Source organism: Arthrobacter sp. KN11-1C (assembly GCF_052180225.1).
Taxonomy (GTDB): Bacteria; Actinomycetota; Actinomycetes; order Actinomycetales; family Micrococcaceae; genus Arthrobacter.
Map to the genome: position 1 here is coordinate 3787807 of NZ_CP197467.1, position 15962 is coordinate 3803768.

The following is a 15962-nucleotide window of genomic DNA, read 5'->3' on the forward strand; positions in this document are numbered from 1 at the left end:
CCATAAGTGCAAGCCCAAGAGCTTAACTATGCCCGTCCAACCGCCAATCTCGCGTATTTTGTGTGGAATTACGCAGCTTCCTTGGTTTCGACGTCGTGAATGTTCCGATCCCGGTGGACCTTTCGCACGAAGACGGTCCGGACTTGGCTCCGGAAGGTCAGGCCATTGTTCCGGCTGACCACGATCACCGAGCAGAAGGCGGTCAACAGCACAACGGTGCCTGAGACTGCCACCGCCCAGCGCGGACCGAATTCAGTGCCGATCCACCCCATGAGCGGGGCCCCCACGGCGGTCCCGCCCTGCATGACGGCCATGTACAGCGCCAGCACGCGCCCCCGGAATTGGGGTTCCGCCGAGAGTTGGATACTCGTGTTGCAGCTGTTCAGGAAGGTCATGGATCCGATACCGACCGGAATCAGGGACGCCGCGTAGAGCCAGAACGACGGGGAGATGCTCCCGATGAGGGTGAAGATGCCCATGGTGATGGCCCCGAGCAGCAAGAAACGCATCCGCGGGCCGGACCTCCGGGCCGCCATGAGCGCCCCTGCCAAGGTCCCTACCGCCATGATCGAACCCAGAAGGCCGAACTCCCCCGGCCCCATCCCGAACTCCGTGGTGGACATGAGCGCATTGGTCACGGGAAAATTCATGCCGAAGGCCCCGAGGATCCCGACCATGACGAGGATGAGCACCAAGTCCGGGCGTCGGCTCACGTAGCCAAGGCCCTCCACCACCGGATGCTTTCCGTTACCTGCCGGTGCCGAGGGGAACAGCGCGGAAGGCTGAATGCGCCACAAAGACACGAGGACGGCGGCGAAACTGGCCGCGTTGAGCAGGAAGACCGGTCCCGTGCCGATCGAGGCGATCAGCACCCCGGCGATGGCCGGTCCGGTGAGCCGGGCAGTATTGAAAGACGCAGAGTTCAGCGCCACGGCATTTGCAACATGCTCCTGCCCCACGAGTTCGGAAACGAACGCCTGCCGGGCCGGACCGTCAATGGCGCTGGCCACTCCCAGGCACAAGGCGGCCACATACAGTTGCCACAATTGCGCCGAGCCGGTCAGGACCAGAAGCCCGACCAGCAATCCACAAAGGCCCATGGCCGACTGCGTCCACCGCAAGATCCTCAGTTTGCGGTATCGGTCTGCAAGCACGCCCCCGTAGGGACCAAGCAACAACATCGGAAGGAACTGCAGCCCCGTGGTAATACCCACGGCTGTACCGGAATGGTTGGTCAGGACCGTCAGCACCAGCCAATCCTGCGCGACCCGCTGCATCCACGTGCCGATGTTGGACACCATGGCTCCGGAGGCCCACAACCGGTAGTTGCGGTTTTCCAAAGCCCGGAACATGGCGCTCATCGTGCGCTCAACTCCTGCAGGATGTGCGCCGCGCGGCTGAGCGTCAGGCGCTCTTCTTCGCTGAGTCCGGCAACCCGCTGAGCCAACCATGCCGTCCGCTGGCTCCGGGCCTCGTCCAGGACTTCCTCACCGGCCGGAGTAATCCCCACCTGGACCTGGCGGCCGTCCACGGGATCCGCTGACCGCGATGCGAATCCCTTGTCGGTCAGCGAATTCACGATCCGGGTCATGGATGGCGCCTGCACATGCTCCCGCTCGGCCAGTTGCCGAAGGGTCTGGGATCCGTTCCGAAGATGCGCCAGGACGGTGTACTGGCCGGGCGTGAGGACATCGCCGCTGGCCTCGGTCCGGAGCCTCCTGGAGGTGCGCATCACGGCAGTCCGCAGATCGATCGCGAGCACGTCCGGCTGGATGTCATCCGTCGGGTGCCGGGAGTCTTTTTTGGAATCAGTCATGGTACCTCCAGGGGTGGCCGCCAGCCAAGGTTAGCGACGCTAATTAGCAGTGCTAACTATATTCTAGCCCCTCGACGGTCTTGGTCAGGGCCCTGTTTTGGGCGCCCCAGGTGCCGAAGCGGATCTGGGTCAGCCGATCGTTGGCGTCGTAGCTGTAGGTCGCTGTCTGGTTGTTGGGCCCGTTCGGCCACGTCACGAAGGGTGGCTACGGCCATGGTTGCCTCCTCATTCAATGCTCAACATCGAGGCTATTGCAACGTTGCAAATTGATGGTTATGCTTTTGCAACGATAGAAAACGGTGAGATTCGCCCCCAGGCCGAACTTGGGCGTCCTGCACGAAGGAAGGTCATGAAATCTGAATCACCCAGCCGGCTGGCTGTTCTGCAGTTTGGTGTCATCACGACACACCGGCTGGGCGCGTTCCGGCGGCCGGTGACCGGCGAGGGTGCCCGGTGCACAAGTCGCGGGTCATCGCTGAGCCGTGCCCCTGAGCGACGGCACGAACCTCCGCGTTCCGGCTCCCAGCGGCCCGGCACATGTTCAGATCCGGCTCGAACGCGCCGGTCACATACTCGGGCGCGCCTTTGTTGACGATGCTCCCATCCAGGGGCCAAACCGCAGCGAAGCCCGCACGCTTTGAACGAATCGCGGGTCTTGACATCCCAAGCGTTCCCGTTTCAACACTTGAAGGACCAGACTGTGACAGATCAGCACACCGCGACCCACATCATTCCCAAACCCGAGCATCCCCGTCCCCAGTTTGTCCGCGACAGGTGGATGAACCTTAACGGGTATTGGGGCTTTGAGATCGACGCCGGTGATTCCGGCCTCGAGCGCGGACTCCGTATCCGCGAACTTTCCGACGAGATCCTCGTACCGTTCGCGCCCGAATCCAAGCTCTCCGGGATCGAAACCGTCGACTTCATGGAGGCAGTCTGGTATCGCCGAACCGTAATCATCCCCGAGGACTGGACAGGTCACCGTCCCTTCCTGCACTTCGGCGCCGTCGACCACGACACGACCGTCTGGGTCAACGACGTCGAAGTGGCCCGACACCGGGGCGGCTTCACACCTTTCAGCGCTGACCTGCACGGAATCGCTGAGCCCGGAACGGAAGCGACGATTGTTGTCAGGGCGAGGGATTCGCGCAACGAAATGCAGGCACGAGGCAAGCAGGCCACCTGGTACAACAACACGGAATGCCTCTACACCCGCACGACCGGGATCTGGCAAACGGTGTGGATGGAGGCCGTGCCCGAAGTTCACATCAGGCGTTTGCGGATGACACCGAGCCTTGCCGATTCGAGCGTCACGATCGAGATTCCCATAAGCCAGAACCGTGCGGGATACACGGTGAACGCCGTACTCACAGGAACCGGAAACTTCGGCATTACTGCGCAGACGCGCGCTGACCTGGACCTCACACCATCGGTACGCCTCGAGATACCGGTGGAGGCGCTGCGGCCCTGGTCCATTGACGACCCCTACCTTTACGACCTGGAAGTCTCGGTTCTGGACCGGGATGGCGTCCTCGTCGATCATGTCCGCAGCTACACGGCTGTACGTTCGGTGGCCCTTGACGAGAAAGTCGTGCGTCTCAACGGCAAGGCGGTCTTCCAGCGTTTGGTCCTTGATCAGGGCTACTGGCCGGATTCGCTGATGACTTCTCCGGACGACGACGCATTGGTCAAAGACATTGAGCTGTCAATGTCGGCCGGATTTAACGGTGCCCGCCTTCACGAAAAGGTCTTTGAGGAGCGCTTTCTGTACCACGCCGATCGCCTGGGTTATCTGGTCTGGGGTGAGTTTGGCGACTGGGGTGTTTCCGGGGGCGGAACCGTGGGGCACAACCAAAAGCCAACCTCCAGCTTCGTCGCGCAGTGGCTAGAGGCCCTGGAAAGGGATTTCAACCACCCATCGATTATCGGCTGGTGCCCGCTGAATGAAACTCACCAGGTACTGCACGACCGCATCACCGTTCTGGACGACGTCACCCAGGCGATGTTCCTCGCCACGAAGCTGGCCGACCCGACACGACCGGTCATCGACGCGTCGGGCTATGCCCACCGCGTCCGGCTCACCGACATTTATGATTCCCACTCCTACGAACAAGATCCCAGGAAGCTCCACATCGAACAGGCCGGCCTGGCAGAGGGAATCCCGTTCGTGAACCGAAGCCAATTCGGTCAGGAATATTCCGTCCCCTATCGCGGGCAGCCGTACTTCGTCTCGGAATTCGGAGGTATCTGGTGGAACGCCGAGGAAGCACACCAGGCGATGGAGGACGACGCGGCCGGCACGGACCGGGAAACCTCATGGGGATATGGCGAACGCGTCCGAAACGAGGAAGAAATCTACCTCCGATTCCAAGGCCTTTGCGATGTCCTCCTGGATAACCCCAATATGTTCGGCTACTGCTACACCCAGTTGACAGATGTCTTCCAGGAAAAGAACGGCCTCTTCAATTTTGATCGCAGCACCAAACTGGACATAGCCCGGATCCGCTCCAGCCAGACCCGTCCAGCGGCCATCGAGCTGGTCGGCGCCAGTGTCGCGGAACCGGACGAGGCGTCAATCTAGCGCCGACCCTGCAGCAAAACACCAGGTGCCGGCTCAAGGGGGTCCCCGAAGACACTCTCGGGCCGGGTGGCGGCCACCCCGCGGGTCATCGCCTGGACGTAGCTATCCGCGCGAGCGACGCATCACAGAAGGCAGGATCCCACTGGCGATCCGCCGCTTCCTCAAGCGCTTCAGCGCCCGAGGGATCTTCCGCCAACTCCAGACGCTCATGGTTTGACTCGGGGCAAAGACCTGAAGGACAGAAGTGCCGCTGAACCTCTGAGGGAACTCACCGCCGGTACGACGGCCCGGCCCCGAGTTTTCCTGACGGCTCTGGTCTGCGCAGGGTATGAAAAGACCATCCAGAAAGACTTACGGCAAAAAACGATTGCGCCCGAGGCGGAACGGGAATAGATTGACGGATGAAAATCCTGCAACGTTGCAATACAGTTTTGAACCTCGATTTTTCAACGTTGCAACAAACCTGAAGGGACGAACAGATGGCGGACAACACAACTGGTTACGCACGGCTGTCGCGATGGCGAGGTCGAAAGAGACTCACAGCCCTCATATCGGCACTCGCCCTCGGGTTCGCAGGAATGGCGGGATCCGTCATGCTCAGCGCGGCTCCCGCGGCCGCGACGACGTCGGGCACGCTCTACGCTCCAAACACCACGACGAATCCTAACGAAGACGCAAGCTACCCCCGAATCATCCGGCTTGCCAACAGCGGCACCTCGAACGGAACCCTACTCGCGACGTTCTCGCATTCGGGGGTCGGCACGACCCCGGCAAACTTCCCGATCTACCGCTCGACGGATGGGGGCGCCACCTGGTCGTCGAGCCCGATCGGCACGGTAACGGACACGGTCCATGGCTGGGGTCTCGATGGTCCGGCCCTGTACGAACTACCCCAGGCCGAGGGAAACCTGGCTGCGGGCACGCTGATCGCGTCGGGCACGGCCTGGGTCCGCAACGACTTCACGCAACAGGCGATCGAAGTATTCGTGAGCACCGATCACGGGGCCACCTGGTCCTATCGCAGCTCGTGCACCTCGGAGTCCGGCCAAGCCAACACGGAAGGCCACGGCATCTGGGAGCCCGATTTCAACACCGACAGCAGCGGCAATCTCAATTGCTACTTCTCGGATGAGCGCCCGTCCTCGAGCGGCTATAACCAGGTACTCGCCCACGTCACGTCAACGGACGGCGGGGCCACCTGGGGCAGCGAGGTCTACGACGTCGCGGTGCAGGACGGTATCGCCCGTCCGGGGATGACCGACGTGGTGAAGCTCCCGAACGGTACTTATGGGATGACGTATGAAGACTGCAAGAACGGGTACGACCCCGATGCGGCATGTTCGGTGTACTTCAAGACCTCGACCGACGGCGACAACTGGTCTCCAACCTCGGGGCTGGGCACGCTCGTTCAGACGAGCGATGGCCGCCATTTCCTGCACACGCCCCAGCTCGCCTGGTCTCCAGCTGGCGGAGTGAACGGCACGCTCATCGTATCTGGGCAGCGGGTGGTGACGGGAGCGGACGGCTCGATCTCGGTGATGGCCGAGTCAGGGCAAGCGCTCTTGACCAACACGAACCTCGGGGTCGGATCGTGGACCGAAATGAGGGCGCCGGCCATCGTGAACCCGACAGGCGGCTATGACGCCGGCGAGACCAGCTGCCCCGGCTACAGCTCGCCCATCCTGCCCTCGGTCGACGGCAACACCATCCTGTATATGGCCGGCACGTCCATCAGCAACGGCAAGTGCGCGGTGTCCTTCGGATCGGATGTCATTTCCGGGCCGACCGGCGCGATCACAGGCCCCGGGACAACCGGCAAATGCATCGACGTCAACCACAACACCGACGTCAACGGCAACACCGCCCAGCTGTGGACCTGCGGCGGGGTTCCCGGCCAGCAGTGGTCAGTGAATGCGGACGGTACGATCCGCGCGTTCAGCAAGTGCCTCGACATCGACGGCAACGGTACAGTGAATTCCACCCAGGTCGAGCTGTGGGGCTGCGACGGAGCCGGAGGTCAACAGTGGATTCCGCAGGCGAACGGATCGCTGCTCAACCCGCAATCGGGACGCTGCCTGGATGACCCTGCCGGGGTGACGACCAACGGAACGACACTGCAGATCTACGACTGCAACGGACTGTCGACACAGCAGTGGACACTCGCCGGGGCTCCGACCAGTGCGATCTTCGGTCCTGGCACCACCAGTGAGTGTGTGGATGTGAACCACAACACGAATGTCAACGGCAACACGGTGCAGCTGTGGACGTGCAACGGGGCGCAGGGCCAGCAATGGTCCGTTAGCCCGGATGGCACGCTTCGTGCCTTCGGCAAGTGCCTCGACATCGATGGAAACGGCACAGCGAACTTCACCCAGGTCCAGCTGTGGGGCTGCGACGGAGCCGGGGGTCAACAGTGGATTCCGCAGGCGAACGGATCGCTGCTCAACCCGCAGTCCGGTCGTTGCCTGGATGATCCGTCCGGGAACACGACGATCGGAACGACGCTGCAGATCTACGACTGCAACGGGCTCTGGTCGCAGAAGTGGAACATCGCGGCATAGCGTGACAAGCGCGGTGGCACGGCGCAGTGCGTCGTGCCACCGCGGCGTCGCGCGGCCGAACCAAGACGCACCACCCCGCGATCACACAACGACAGGAAACGTCACATGATCACTACCGTCGCCGAAGGCCGGCACTTCCACATCACCGGAGACACCCCCGCCATCATCCAGGCCGACCTTGGTGCTGCGGTCGACATGGTAAAAACCCATGCGATCCAGGAACGCGCGCATGGCATCCTGGTGACCCAGCACGGACCCGGCACCTACACCGTGGCCATGAGCCCCGAAGTCCCCTACGGGCGAACCCTGGAAAAAAGGGACCCCGGCTTTCGGGCCCAAACCCGTTCCAGTGATGCCGCCAGCACGACCCCGAGCCGGGACTGATCCATACGCCGACGGAGTAGATCGACCACCACAACGGCCGCCCCCAGCCAACCACCGCCGAACCACCAGTTCGGCGACGATCGCCGTCTTGGAGGCATCATCTACCGGCATCTCGATCGACCAGCTGAAATCAATCGGCGGATCCGGGAAGGCCATGTACGCGCCCGACAAACTCGGCCCCACTTAACGCGGCGGAGCCGATCTCCGAGCAGTCAGCATCTTGCTGACCACTTTAGGAACACTCTAGGCTCGTCCAATCGTGCTCTCGCGCACGATCAGTTCGTGGTCGGCCCACAGCTCGACCGGTGCGTCGCCCGACTGGTCGCCCAATCTGCCGACCACGCGTCCGACGGCGAGGCGGGCGATCGCGTGTTTGTCCGGCGCGATGCTGGTGAGCGAGGGGGTGTTGAACCGGCCGGCCACGATGTCGTCAAAGCCGACCACCGCGACATCTTCGGGTACGCGGAGTCCGGCGGTGAGCAGGGCGCGGATGGCTCCGATCGCGACCAGGTCGTTGTAGCAAAATACGGCGTCCGGAGGTCCGTCCGGATGTTTCAGTAACAATTTCATCGCGTCCATGCCATCGTCGAAGTGGAACTGGCGTGTCGGGATGATGAGTGAGGGGTCGACGTCGCGCCCTGCGGCCTCGTGCGCGAGCCGGTATCCGCGGGTACGCAGCTGGGCCGTCTCGCCCGTCTCGTACGGTTGGTCGCCGATCGCGGCGATTCTTGTGCGCCCGATGTCGATCAGGTGGGATGTCGCTAGCTGCGCGGCGGCCACGTTGTCGATCGCGACGTGGTCGTAGCCGCCCCCGAGGATCCGCTCGCCGAGGAGCACGAGCGGGCTGGTCGCGTCACGCTGGGCGAGGTCGGACTGGGATAGTGCGAGCGGACTTAGGATCACGCCGTCGAACATGGCTGCGCTGCCGTCGCGCATGATGAGCTCGCGCTCACGAGTCGGTTCACCGTCGGTCTGGTCCACGACGACCGTGTAGCCGTAGTCCCGGGCGGTCGTGACGACCACCCGGGCGAGTTCGGCGAAGTACGGGACGTCCAGCTCGGGGACCACGAGCGCGATGAGGCCGCTGCGCCCATTTTTCAGGTTTCGGGCCATCACGTTCGGTCGGTAACCGAGTTCGGCGACAGCAGCCTCGACCCGGATGCGTTTCTGCTCCGAGACGGAGGCATAACCGTTGACGACGTTCGAGACGGTTCGGATCGAAACGCCGGCTCGCTCGGCTACATCGCGCAGGCGGACGGCCATTCGACTACCTCCGTATGCTTATCGCTACTGAACAATCTCGCAACCCCAAATTTCAACGATGCAAAATCTAGCGTACGACATCCACGGCGGTGACTGCAACGAGGTCGCCCCCTGCGACGAGCGCAACGTGAAGACGCGCGGCGGATCGCCCTGGTGGAAGGGTCGCCGACACTCGCACTGGGTCGCCAGAGTGGTAGGGGTGCGCGGTCCCTGCGCTGACAGAGTCACCCGAGATTGCAAGCTCCCGCAGGCGGTCCGGATCCGCTTCGCCAAGAGGTGCTCCCCAGGCCGTGACCAGGTCTCCGGTCACGGGGCTGGTGCCGTGGTGGGAGACGCGTACGTCGAAGGTGACTGTTCCGTCGGGTGATGCGAGGACATCTTGTCCGGGCGCCACGGGGGTGATCTCGGGGATGAGCACCGTGTCGGCGTTCGTGTCGGCGGGCACGCTGCCTCCAGTGTCTTTGAGTTTGCGATCGGCGTCGTAGAGGCCGGCCATTTCGTGCTCGACGTCGTAGAGCTCGGTCCAGACATAACCGGACAGTCGCTCATGGCGGCGTAGCTCGAGGGTCTGCCAGCGCAGGTTCCAGCCGCGCTCGACGCTGGTGAAGCCGCCGCCGAATTCGCTGTTGAGGTTGGGCTTGCCGTCGCCGTCGTGCGGGTCCAGGGCCATCAGCTGTTTGTCGACGACGACGCCGATCCCGATCCCCACGGGGAAGATGTTGTTCCCCGCCGCTAGTAGTTTCTGGACCTTGGCGCTCCATCCGGCAGGCGTCTCGTCGTAGATGTGCCAGTCGACGATGTCGGTCGACACGTGCGACCAGCCCGAGTTGTCGACGGCCGGCCGGGTGGTGTCCAGCGACTTCAGTAGTTGGAACGCCTGCCGCACCGCTTCCTGTTTCGCCGGGTCGTTTTCAACGTCCCAGTCCAGGCCCCACTCCTCGTTGTACAGGCCCCAGATCACGATGCTCGGGTGGTTCGCATCTCGGCGGATCATGGGTTCGATCTGGGCTTCGAAGCGTTCGGCTGCTTCAGCCGAGAATCGACCGGTGCTAGCCGGTTCGGCCCAGACGAGCATCCCGAGCCTGTCGGCGTGGTAGAGGAACCGCGGGTCTTCGAGCTTGAGGTGTTTGCGGATCACGGTGAAGCCGGCCTCGCGGGCCTTACCGATGTCGATCACGAAGTCCTCGTCGGCGAGGGCGGTGATGCCCGAGCGGGGCCAGTATCCCTGGTCGAGGACGCCGCGCACGTACAGTCTCTCGCCGTTGAGGACAAGGCTCTCCCCCTGCACCTCGATCGTGCGCAGGCCCGTGTATCCGATCACAGTGTCCGTGCCATCGGCAGACTCGGCCTCAACGGTGACGTTGTACAAGTGCGGCTGCTGCGGGCTCCACAGCTTCGGCAAGGCGATCGGCAGGGTCACGGTCAAGGATGCAGCTGCGGCGTCGATCTCGACGCTCGGCTCGCCTTCGATCGTGATGCGCAGCCGTGAGCCCGCTACGTGGGGGCCGGCTAGGTCGACTCTGGCCTCGATCGCGTCCAGGGATGCCACCGGATTCAGTCGCACGCCGGTGATGTATGTTGCCGGCCTTGCCTCGAGCCATACCGACTGCCAGATGCCACTGCTCGGCGTGAACGAGCAGTTGTCGTAGTCGTCGCGGGGGATGCTGCGCTGCTTGCCGTGAACGATATATCGTTTGTCGATGGGCGCGGAGACGCGTACGAGAATAGTGCCGGAGCGTCCATGCAGCGCATCCGTGATGTCGAGTTCGAACGGCGTGTATCCGCCTTCGTGCTCGCCAACCTGGGTGCCGTTTACCCAGACGGTAGCCGCATGGTGCACAGCGCCGAAGTGGATGATGGTGCGCTGTCCGGCCCAGCCGGCCGGCACTGTCAGATTGCGCCGGTACCAGCCGTACGCGAGCCAGTTAGCCCCGACTTCAGACGCCTCCGTCTCCCAGGCGTAGGGGACGAGGATCTGTTCTTTCCAGGCGGGGTCGCCCCCGAGGGAGTCGGCGGTCGCGGTGCCTTCGGGGTCGCGGTGGAAGTCCCATTGCCCGTTGAGGCTCAACCATGAGTGCGAGCGGTCGAAATGGGGACGAGGGTATTCGGGGCGGACTGATGTCACAGGGGCCTCCAGTAGGTAGGTCGGGTGTTCGAGCGAGAGTGGTCGCGCTGCGGCTCAGCCGGTGAGGCTGCCCTGCAGGGCACCGGCCCGGAAGTAGCGCTCAAGAAGTAGGAACAGCACGATAAGCGGCAGTACGGTGACGAGGCCGCCGGCGATGAGAATGGGTACGAGATCGGCTTTCGTTCCGGTCTCGGCCGCGGCGGAGAGCGATGAGAGCCCGACGGTGAGCGGGTACAGGCTGTTCTTGCTGAAGATGATAAGTGGCAGGAAATAGTTGTTCCATACGGCCACGACCGTCAGAAGAAGGACGGTCATGAGCGCTGGGACACTCAGCGGCAGCGCGATCCTGATGAAGATGCGCAGCTCGCTGGCGCCGTCGATCCTGGCGGCCTCGATGAGTTCTTTCGGCACGGATGCGTCGATGTAGGTTCGCATCAGGTAGATGCCGACGACCGAGACCATGCTCGGCAGGATCATTCCCCAGATTGAGTTGACGAGCCCGACTTTCGCGTAGACGAGGAAGAGCGGCAGCGCGAGCGAAGTGATCGGTACGAGCAGTGTGGCCATGACCAGGAAGAACAACGCGTTCGCCCCGCGGAACTGGAAACGGGAGAAACCGTAACCGGCAAGTGCCGAGAGGATGGTCGCGCCGACGGCACCGACGATCGCATAGAGCAGCGTATTGCCGAGCCAGCTTGCGAAGATGCCTGCGCCGCTGATGTCCTGGCCGAGCGACGCGAGGTTCTGGAACAGACGGAAGGGGCCAGCGAACCAGAACCCGAAGCTGCCGTAGACATTCGCCTGGTTCTTGGTGGCGTTGATTAAGAGCCATAGGAGTGGCGCGAGCACGAAAGCGCCAAACAGCAAGCAGATGATCGTGAGGATCACCGTCGAGCCGTTGCGCAGCCCATAGAGACGCGCAGGCATCTGGTCGACCGCGGCCGTCTTGCTCCGCCGGCTCATTTGAACTCTCCGTTTCGGCGCCGCAAAAGGAATCCGCCGACAGAGATCAGGCCGATGATCAGGGCGAGCAGGACCGCGGCAGCAGCGCCAAGGTTGTACTCGCCGCTGCCGACCGCGGTGTTGTACACGTAGAGCGACGGGGTGTAGCCGAACGATATTGCCTGAGGCTGGAAGGCTGCGAGAATCGATGGTTCCGTAAACAGTTGCAGCGCGCCGACGGTGTTGAGGAAGGCCAGCATCACCACCGAGGGCATCACCATGGGGAGCTTGATGCGCAAGATGATGCGCCAGAGGGAGGCACCCTCCATGACGGCTGCTTCAGTGATTTCTCGCGGGATCGATTTAAGCGCTGTGAAGAGGATGGTCATGTTATAGCCGGTCCATTCCCAGATCACAATGAGAATGAGCGTGGGCAGCATGAGTTGGTTTGAGAAGAAATTGACCTTGCCTAGGCCGATGCTTTGAGCCAGTTGGGTATAGGGCCCGAAGTCGGGCAGCAACAGGAATGACCACATCACGGACGCGACGACCCCCGGCACAGCAAACGGAACGAAGAAGACTGTACGGAAGATCCGGCTGAACCGCACGACGCCGGCGTCGAAGATGGCGGCGAAGAAGAAGGCGATCGCGATCGTGACCGGAACTTGGATCACACCGAAGAGCAGGACGCGCCCGAGACCATCCCAGAATTCCGACGATTGCAGCACGGTGCCGTAATTCGCCAAGCCCGAGAATGTCGTGCCTCCCACCAAGCGCGAGGTGAAAAGGCTCGTGTAGATCGCGTAAACGGTCGGCACCAACATGAACAGGCCCAACATGAGCATGTGTGGGGCTATGAAGACTGCTCCCGGCCACTGCCGCACCTTCGAGGCTCCCCTTCGGTCTCCAGTATGCGGTGGGGGCACCAAGCGGCGGGCGATCCGCGGCACCGGTTGAACGAGTTGATCGGTCATGTCTGGCACGCATCCTTTCTGTATCAGCGACGATCGTCGTCACTGGGGCCGGGTGTCCTCGGGTCACGCGATGCCGAGGACACCCTGATTGCTGTCATGGGGTAACTATCAGTCGGTCGTTACCGTGAAGCCTTGCGCCTGGGCATAGCTCACCAGTTGTTTCTGGTACGTCGCAAACGCCTGTGGCAGTGTTTCAGTGCCGTTCGCGACTCCGGCGAACGTCGACGTCCATTGCGTGAGCGCGGCAGTCATGATCGGAGGCCACTGCGGGCTGACCATGTGCTGGGCTGCCTGAGCGAACACGCTGTTAGGTGTCGTGGTGCCGGTGATATCCAGGGTTCGCGCTTGGAATGCCGGGTCGTTGAGCAGCGGGACGTAGCCCGGGAACGCCCCGGCGACCGGCCCGCTCAGCGTCTTCCAAGAGTCGGCCGATGAACTGAACCATTTCACGAACTCTGCGGCCTCCGCGGCGTGGGCGGTACCCTTGACGACGGAGAGGGCCGAACCGCCCCAGTTGCCCGCGAGGTTGTCGCCCGCGGTGGCCTGCGGCATCGGGGCAGTGACCCAGTCGCCGATGGTCTTCTTGATGCTCAGCTGCATGCCGACCGGGCCCCACGCGGGACTGAGGCGAGCAGCGTTAGCGCCACTGTCCAGGTTGGCCCATTGCGCCGGCGAGAAGTCGGCCACCGTCGTGACCTGCTTCTTGCTGATGAGTGACTGCCAGTAATTGGCGAATGCCGTTTCCGAGGCGCCGGTGAAGTGGATGCCAATACTGTCGCCGCCCGTGTAGGTGAACGGGAAGGCATTGTATTCCTGCATCAGCGCGAGCACGTCCTGGGTGCTTTCGGGGTCGAAGTTGGTGATCTGGTTCGCGGGGTTCTTCGAGTGGATTGTTGCGGCATCCGTCGCGAACTCATCCCACGTCGTCGGAACCTTGACCCCCGCGCTGGAAAACTCCTTCGCGTTGTAGAACAGGGCCAGAGGGCCGAGGTCGACTGGCATGGCGTAGATCGAGCTGCCCTGGGTAGTTTGCGACCAGGCGACAGGTGCCTCATTCGACTTGGCCGAGTCGACGCCGTACTGCGACAGGTCGACGAGACTCTTCGTGACCTCGAAGGACGGCAGTTCGAAGTATTCGATGGTGGCGATGTCTGGCGCGCCGCTGCCTGCCTTGAGCGCGTCGTTGAGCTTGACGTATTCCGCGGTCGTTGCGCCTGCGTTTTCGAGTTTCACGCAGATGCTTGGGTGGGTCTTGTTGAACTCGTCTACCGCCAGGTTGTATCCGGCAGACCAACCCCAGAAGTTCAGCACGGTCGCACCGGAGGAGCAGCCTGGGACGGCAGGCTCGCCCGATGCGTTTGCGCTGGGCGTCAACGCGCCGGTGCCGCAAGCCGTGAGCGCCACGCCGATTACGGCTGCGACGCCGACGGCCGCAAGCCCGCTGGTGCGCCGCCGGCGCGGACGCACTCGGGCATCCTCGCTGTTTGAGATATGCATTGCCATCAATCCGTCCTGTCTATCTTCTTTGATCGAGATGGAATCAGAATTCGACGGTTCCGTCGAAGAATCTTGCAAGGGTGAAAACATAACACTATTTTGCATCGTTGCAAAGCATTCGCTGCTTCGTTAGTGTATGACCCACGACATCGCGGCGAAGGCGACGAGTTCGACGGCGCTGCGATCTTGTGAGGCCCGGATATCCTTCCGCGAAGGCACATCCCTGCCAAACAACCGCGACTACCTGAACCGGTCCGGAAATCGGGTAAGCGGTGACTGGTGCGGAACCGACTGGTGGCCTCCGTAAGCTGCGCTACCCCAAGTAAGGAGATCTGGTGGAACCAGGCGTACTAGATGCTGGCAGGCTGGCCGAGAACGGTGTGAACGGGGAGGAATTCCTGATGACTTCCGGGGACTATACAGCCGGGATCACGGCCCGTGGGGCGGCCATCGCCCAGCTCAGGCATCGCGGCCGCGATCTGGTGGTGCCGTTTGACCCGGCTCTGCCCATCCCAGACTACCGGGGTATCATCGCTGCGCCCTGGCCTAACCGGGTTGCCGACGGCGCCTATCGCTGGAAGGGCGTTGTGCAGCACCTCCCGTTGAACGAGCCTGGCCGTGACAACGCCCTCCACGGGCTGGTCTTCGACCGGCTATGGGAAATGGAAACGCATGACGCCGAGAGCCTCACCCTGCGCTGCCGGGTCGATGCAGCGAATGGTTACCCGTCGTCGCTGGCAGTGGCGGCGGAGTATCGCCTTGACGCCGACGGGCTGCACTGCACGGTCACTGCCACCAACACCGGAATGGCCGCCGCACCCTACGGCGTGTGCCCGCACCCTTATCTGGTGGCCGGGCCGGCACCCCTGGACGACTGGACGCTGCACGTGGACGCCGGATCATTCCTGAACGTCACCCCCGACCGACTGCTGCCTGTGGCGCTTCAGCCGGTGGATGGTCATGTCTTTGACTTCCGCACACCAAGATCCATCGGCGCCACGGAGATCGACCACGCGTTCACTCACCTCGCCCTTGACGGCACGGGAGAGTCCCGGCTGATGCTTACTGACCCCTCCGGATCCTCCGTCGGCATGCGCTGGGACGCATCCTGCCCTTGGTTGCAAATCCACACGGCAGACAAGCCCGCTCCGTCCGCCAACCGCCTTGGCCTCGCAGTGGAACCCATGACTTGCCCGCCGGACGCCTTCAACTCCGGGACCGACCTGATCATCTTGGCCCCCGGAACGAGGCATTCAACATGGTGGACCATATTCGCCAGGTGACCGATAGGTCCGCCGGGTCAGGCTCGACGCCGTCCTTCCACACCTTCCGTCCGATAGCTCGTACGAGATCCACATCGAAAGTGAATGACGTTCAGAAAGGAAGACAGTGACACCTGGATTCCTAGTGCACCACCGCTCCAGGTTGCACCGCACGGACCAGTGGCAGTCTCTTGTCGGTGAAATCGTCCAGGTCTGGCTCAACGGCACGTTGTATCGGAAAGGGCAGGTTGATAACGCCATGCCCGACGCGTCCGGTCTGTGGATCGCTCAAGAAGGGGCATTTCAACGGGAATACATCGGCGCTGCTATGGGGTTCGACGTTTGGACGACGGCGAACCTGCCGCGGAGACGTGAGTCTCTCGTGATCAGGCAGCCAGATCCTCCTGTCGAGCCAACTGCGCCCAAGCCGAGCTTCCCCGGTTGGCCCTGATTTGCTGGTCCCGTTGTGCAATTCCGCACCTGACCCCGTTTCGCAGTTCCCGGGGGTGCCGCTCGGTCCTACCACGGTCGGCAGGACCCTGGAAGGTGTGTTGAAG

The 15962-nt window shown here is 62.8% G+C and carries 12 protein-coding genes; 4 read left to right on the forward strand and 8 right to left on the reverse strand.

Annotated features, from left to right (window positions below; all coding sequences use genetic code 11):
- Positions 1-68: 68 nt before the first annotated feature.
- From ACSBOX_RS17690 to ACSBOX_RS17700, 3 genes are read right to left on the reverse strand one after another with little or no spacing between them, the layout of a single operon-like run.
- Entirely contained in the window at positions 69-1361 is a 1293-nt protein-coding gene (locus tag ACSBOX_RS17690) for an MFS transporter (RefSeq protein WP_442543632.1), read from the reverse strand.
- The gene (locus ACSBOX_RS17695) at positions 1358-1816 is read right to left on the reverse strand and encodes a MarR family winged helix-turn-helix transcriptional regulator (protein WP_442543633.1); all 459 of its coding nucleotides are present in this window, start codon (positions 1814-1816) and stop codon (positions 1358-1360) included. Before ACSBOX_RS17695 ends, ACSBOX_RS17690 begins: the two co-directional genes overlap by 4 nt.
- A gap of 52 nt (positions 1817-1868) precedes the next feature.
- On the reverse strand, positions 1869-2012 hold the full coding sequence (locus ACSBOX_RS17700) for a hypothetical protein (RefSeq protein ID WP_442543634.1): 144 nt from the start codon (positions 2010-2012) through the stop codon (positions 1869-1871).
- 582 nt (positions 2013-2594) lie between these two features.
- Between ACSBOX_RS17700 and ACSBOX_RS17705 the strand changes: the two genes are divergently transcribed.
- From ACSBOX_RS17705 to ACSBOX_RS17715, 3 genes are all read left to right on the forward strand, one after another.
- Complete coding sequence (locus ACSBOX_RS17705; protein WP_442546060.1) at positions 2595-4397, forward strand: glycoside hydrolase family 2 protein; 1803 nt, start codon at positions 2595-2597, stop codon at positions 4395-4397.
- Between the two features lie 479 nt (positions 4398-4876).
- Positions 4877-6958, forward strand: a complete 2082-nt coding sequence (locus ACSBOX_RS17710) for a ricin-type beta-trefoil lectin domain protein (protein WP_442543635.1) — start codon at positions 4877-4879, stop codon at positions 6956-6958.
- 105 nt (positions 6959-7063) lie between these two features.
- On the forward strand, positions 7064-7342 hold the full coding sequence (locus ACSBOX_RS17715) for a hypothetical protein (protein ID WP_442543636.1): 279 nt from the start codon (positions 7064-7066) through the stop codon (positions 7340-7342).
- Positions 7343-7585: 243 nt separating this feature from the next.
- On the opposite strand, the gene ACSBOX_RS17720 is transcribed toward ACSBOX_RS17715, so the two are convergent.
- The 5 genes from ACSBOX_RS17720 to ACSBOX_RS17740 form a co-directional block, all read right to left on the reverse strand.
- Entirely contained in the window at positions 7586-8605 is a 1020-nt protein-coding gene (locus ACSBOX_RS17720) for a LacI family DNA-binding transcriptional regulator (RefSeq protein WP_442543637.1), read from the reverse strand.
- A gap of 67 nt (positions 8606-8672) precedes the next feature.
- Complete coding sequence (locus ACSBOX_RS17725) at positions 8673-10730, reverse strand: glycoside hydrolase family 2 protein (protein WP_442543638.1); 2058 nt, start codon at positions 10728-10730, stop codon at positions 8673-8675.
- A gap of 54 nt (positions 10731-10784) precedes the next feature.
- Positions 10785-11693: a carbohydrate ABC transporter permease gene (locus ACSBOX_RS17730; protein ID WP_442543639.1), complete on the reverse strand. Its 909-nt coding sequence runs from the start codon at positions 11691-11693 to the stop codon at positions 10785-10787.
- Positions 11690-12646 carry a carbohydrate ABC transporter permease gene (locus ACSBOX_RS17735; RefSeq protein ID WP_442543640.1) on the reverse strand — a complete coding sequence of 319 codons (957 nt, stop codon included), beginning with the start codon at positions 12644-12646 and terminating at the stop codon, positions 11690-11692. The genes ACSBOX_RS17730 and ACSBOX_RS17735 overlap by 4 nt, the downstream gene beginning before the upstream one ends.
- 108 nt (positions 12647-12754) lie before the next feature.
- A complete protein-coding gene (locus ACSBOX_RS17740; RefSeq protein ID WP_442543641.1) occupies positions 12755-14149 on the reverse strand; it encodes an ABC transporter substrate-binding protein in 1395 nt (464 codons plus the stop codon).
- 395 nt (positions 14150-14544) lie between these two features.
- On the opposite strand from ACSBOX_RS17740, the gene ACSBOX_RS17745 reads away from it, so the two are divergent.
- Positions 14545-15426 (forward strand): aldose 1-epimerase family protein, encoded by an 882-nt coding sequence (locus tag ACSBOX_RS17745; protein WP_442543642.1) that lies wholly within the window; start codon positions 14545-14547, stop codon positions 15424-15426.
- Positions 15427-15962 lie beyond the last annotated feature (536 nt).

What these genes read in the sequence shown, in the direction of transcription:
- ACSBOX_RS17690 (WP_442543632.1), bottom strand. Translation starts at nt 1,361, where the DNA reads ATGAGCGCCATGTTCCGGGCTTTGGAAAACCGCAACTACCGGTTGTGG.
- ACSBOX_RS17695 (WP_442543633.1), bottom strand. Translation starts at nt 1,816, where the DNA reads ATGACTGATTCCAAAAAAGACTCCCGGCACCCGACGGATGACATCCAG.
- ACSBOX_RS17705 (WP_442546060.1), top strand. Translation starts at nt 2,595, where the DNA reads ATGAACCTTAACGGGTATTGGGGCTTTGAGATCGACGCCGGTGATTCC.
- ACSBOX_RS17710 (WP_442543635.1), top strand. Translation starts at nt 4,877, where the DNA reads ATGGCGGACAACACAACTGGTTACGCACGGCTGTCGCGATGGCGAGGT.
- ACSBOX_RS17715 (WP_442543636.1), top strand. Translation starts at nt 7,064, where the DNA reads ATGATCACTACCGTCGCCGAAGGCCGGCACTTCCACATCACCGGAGAC.
- ACSBOX_RS17720 (WP_442543637.1), bottom strand. Translation starts at nt 8,605, where the DNA reads ATGGCCGTCCGCCTGCGCGATGTAGCCGAGCGAGCCGGCGTTTCGATC.
- ACSBOX_RS17730 (WP_442543639.1), bottom strand. Translation starts at nt 11,693, where the DNA reads ATGAGCCGGCGGAGCAAGACGGCCGCGGTCGACCAGATGCCTGCGCGT.
- ACSBOX_RS17735 (WP_442543640.1), bottom strand. Translation starts at nt 12,646, where the DNA reads ATGACCGATCAACTCGTTCAACCGGTGCCGCGGATCGCCCGCCGCTTG.
- ACSBOX_RS17740 (WP_442543641.1), bottom strand. Translation starts at nt 14,149, where the DNA reads ATGGCAATGCATATCTCAAACAGCGAGGATGCCCGAGTGCGTCCGCGC.
- ACSBOX_RS17745 (WP_442543642.1), top strand. Translation starts at nt 14,545, where the DNA reads ATGACTTCCGGGGACTATACAGCCGGGATCACGGCCCGTGGGGCGGCC.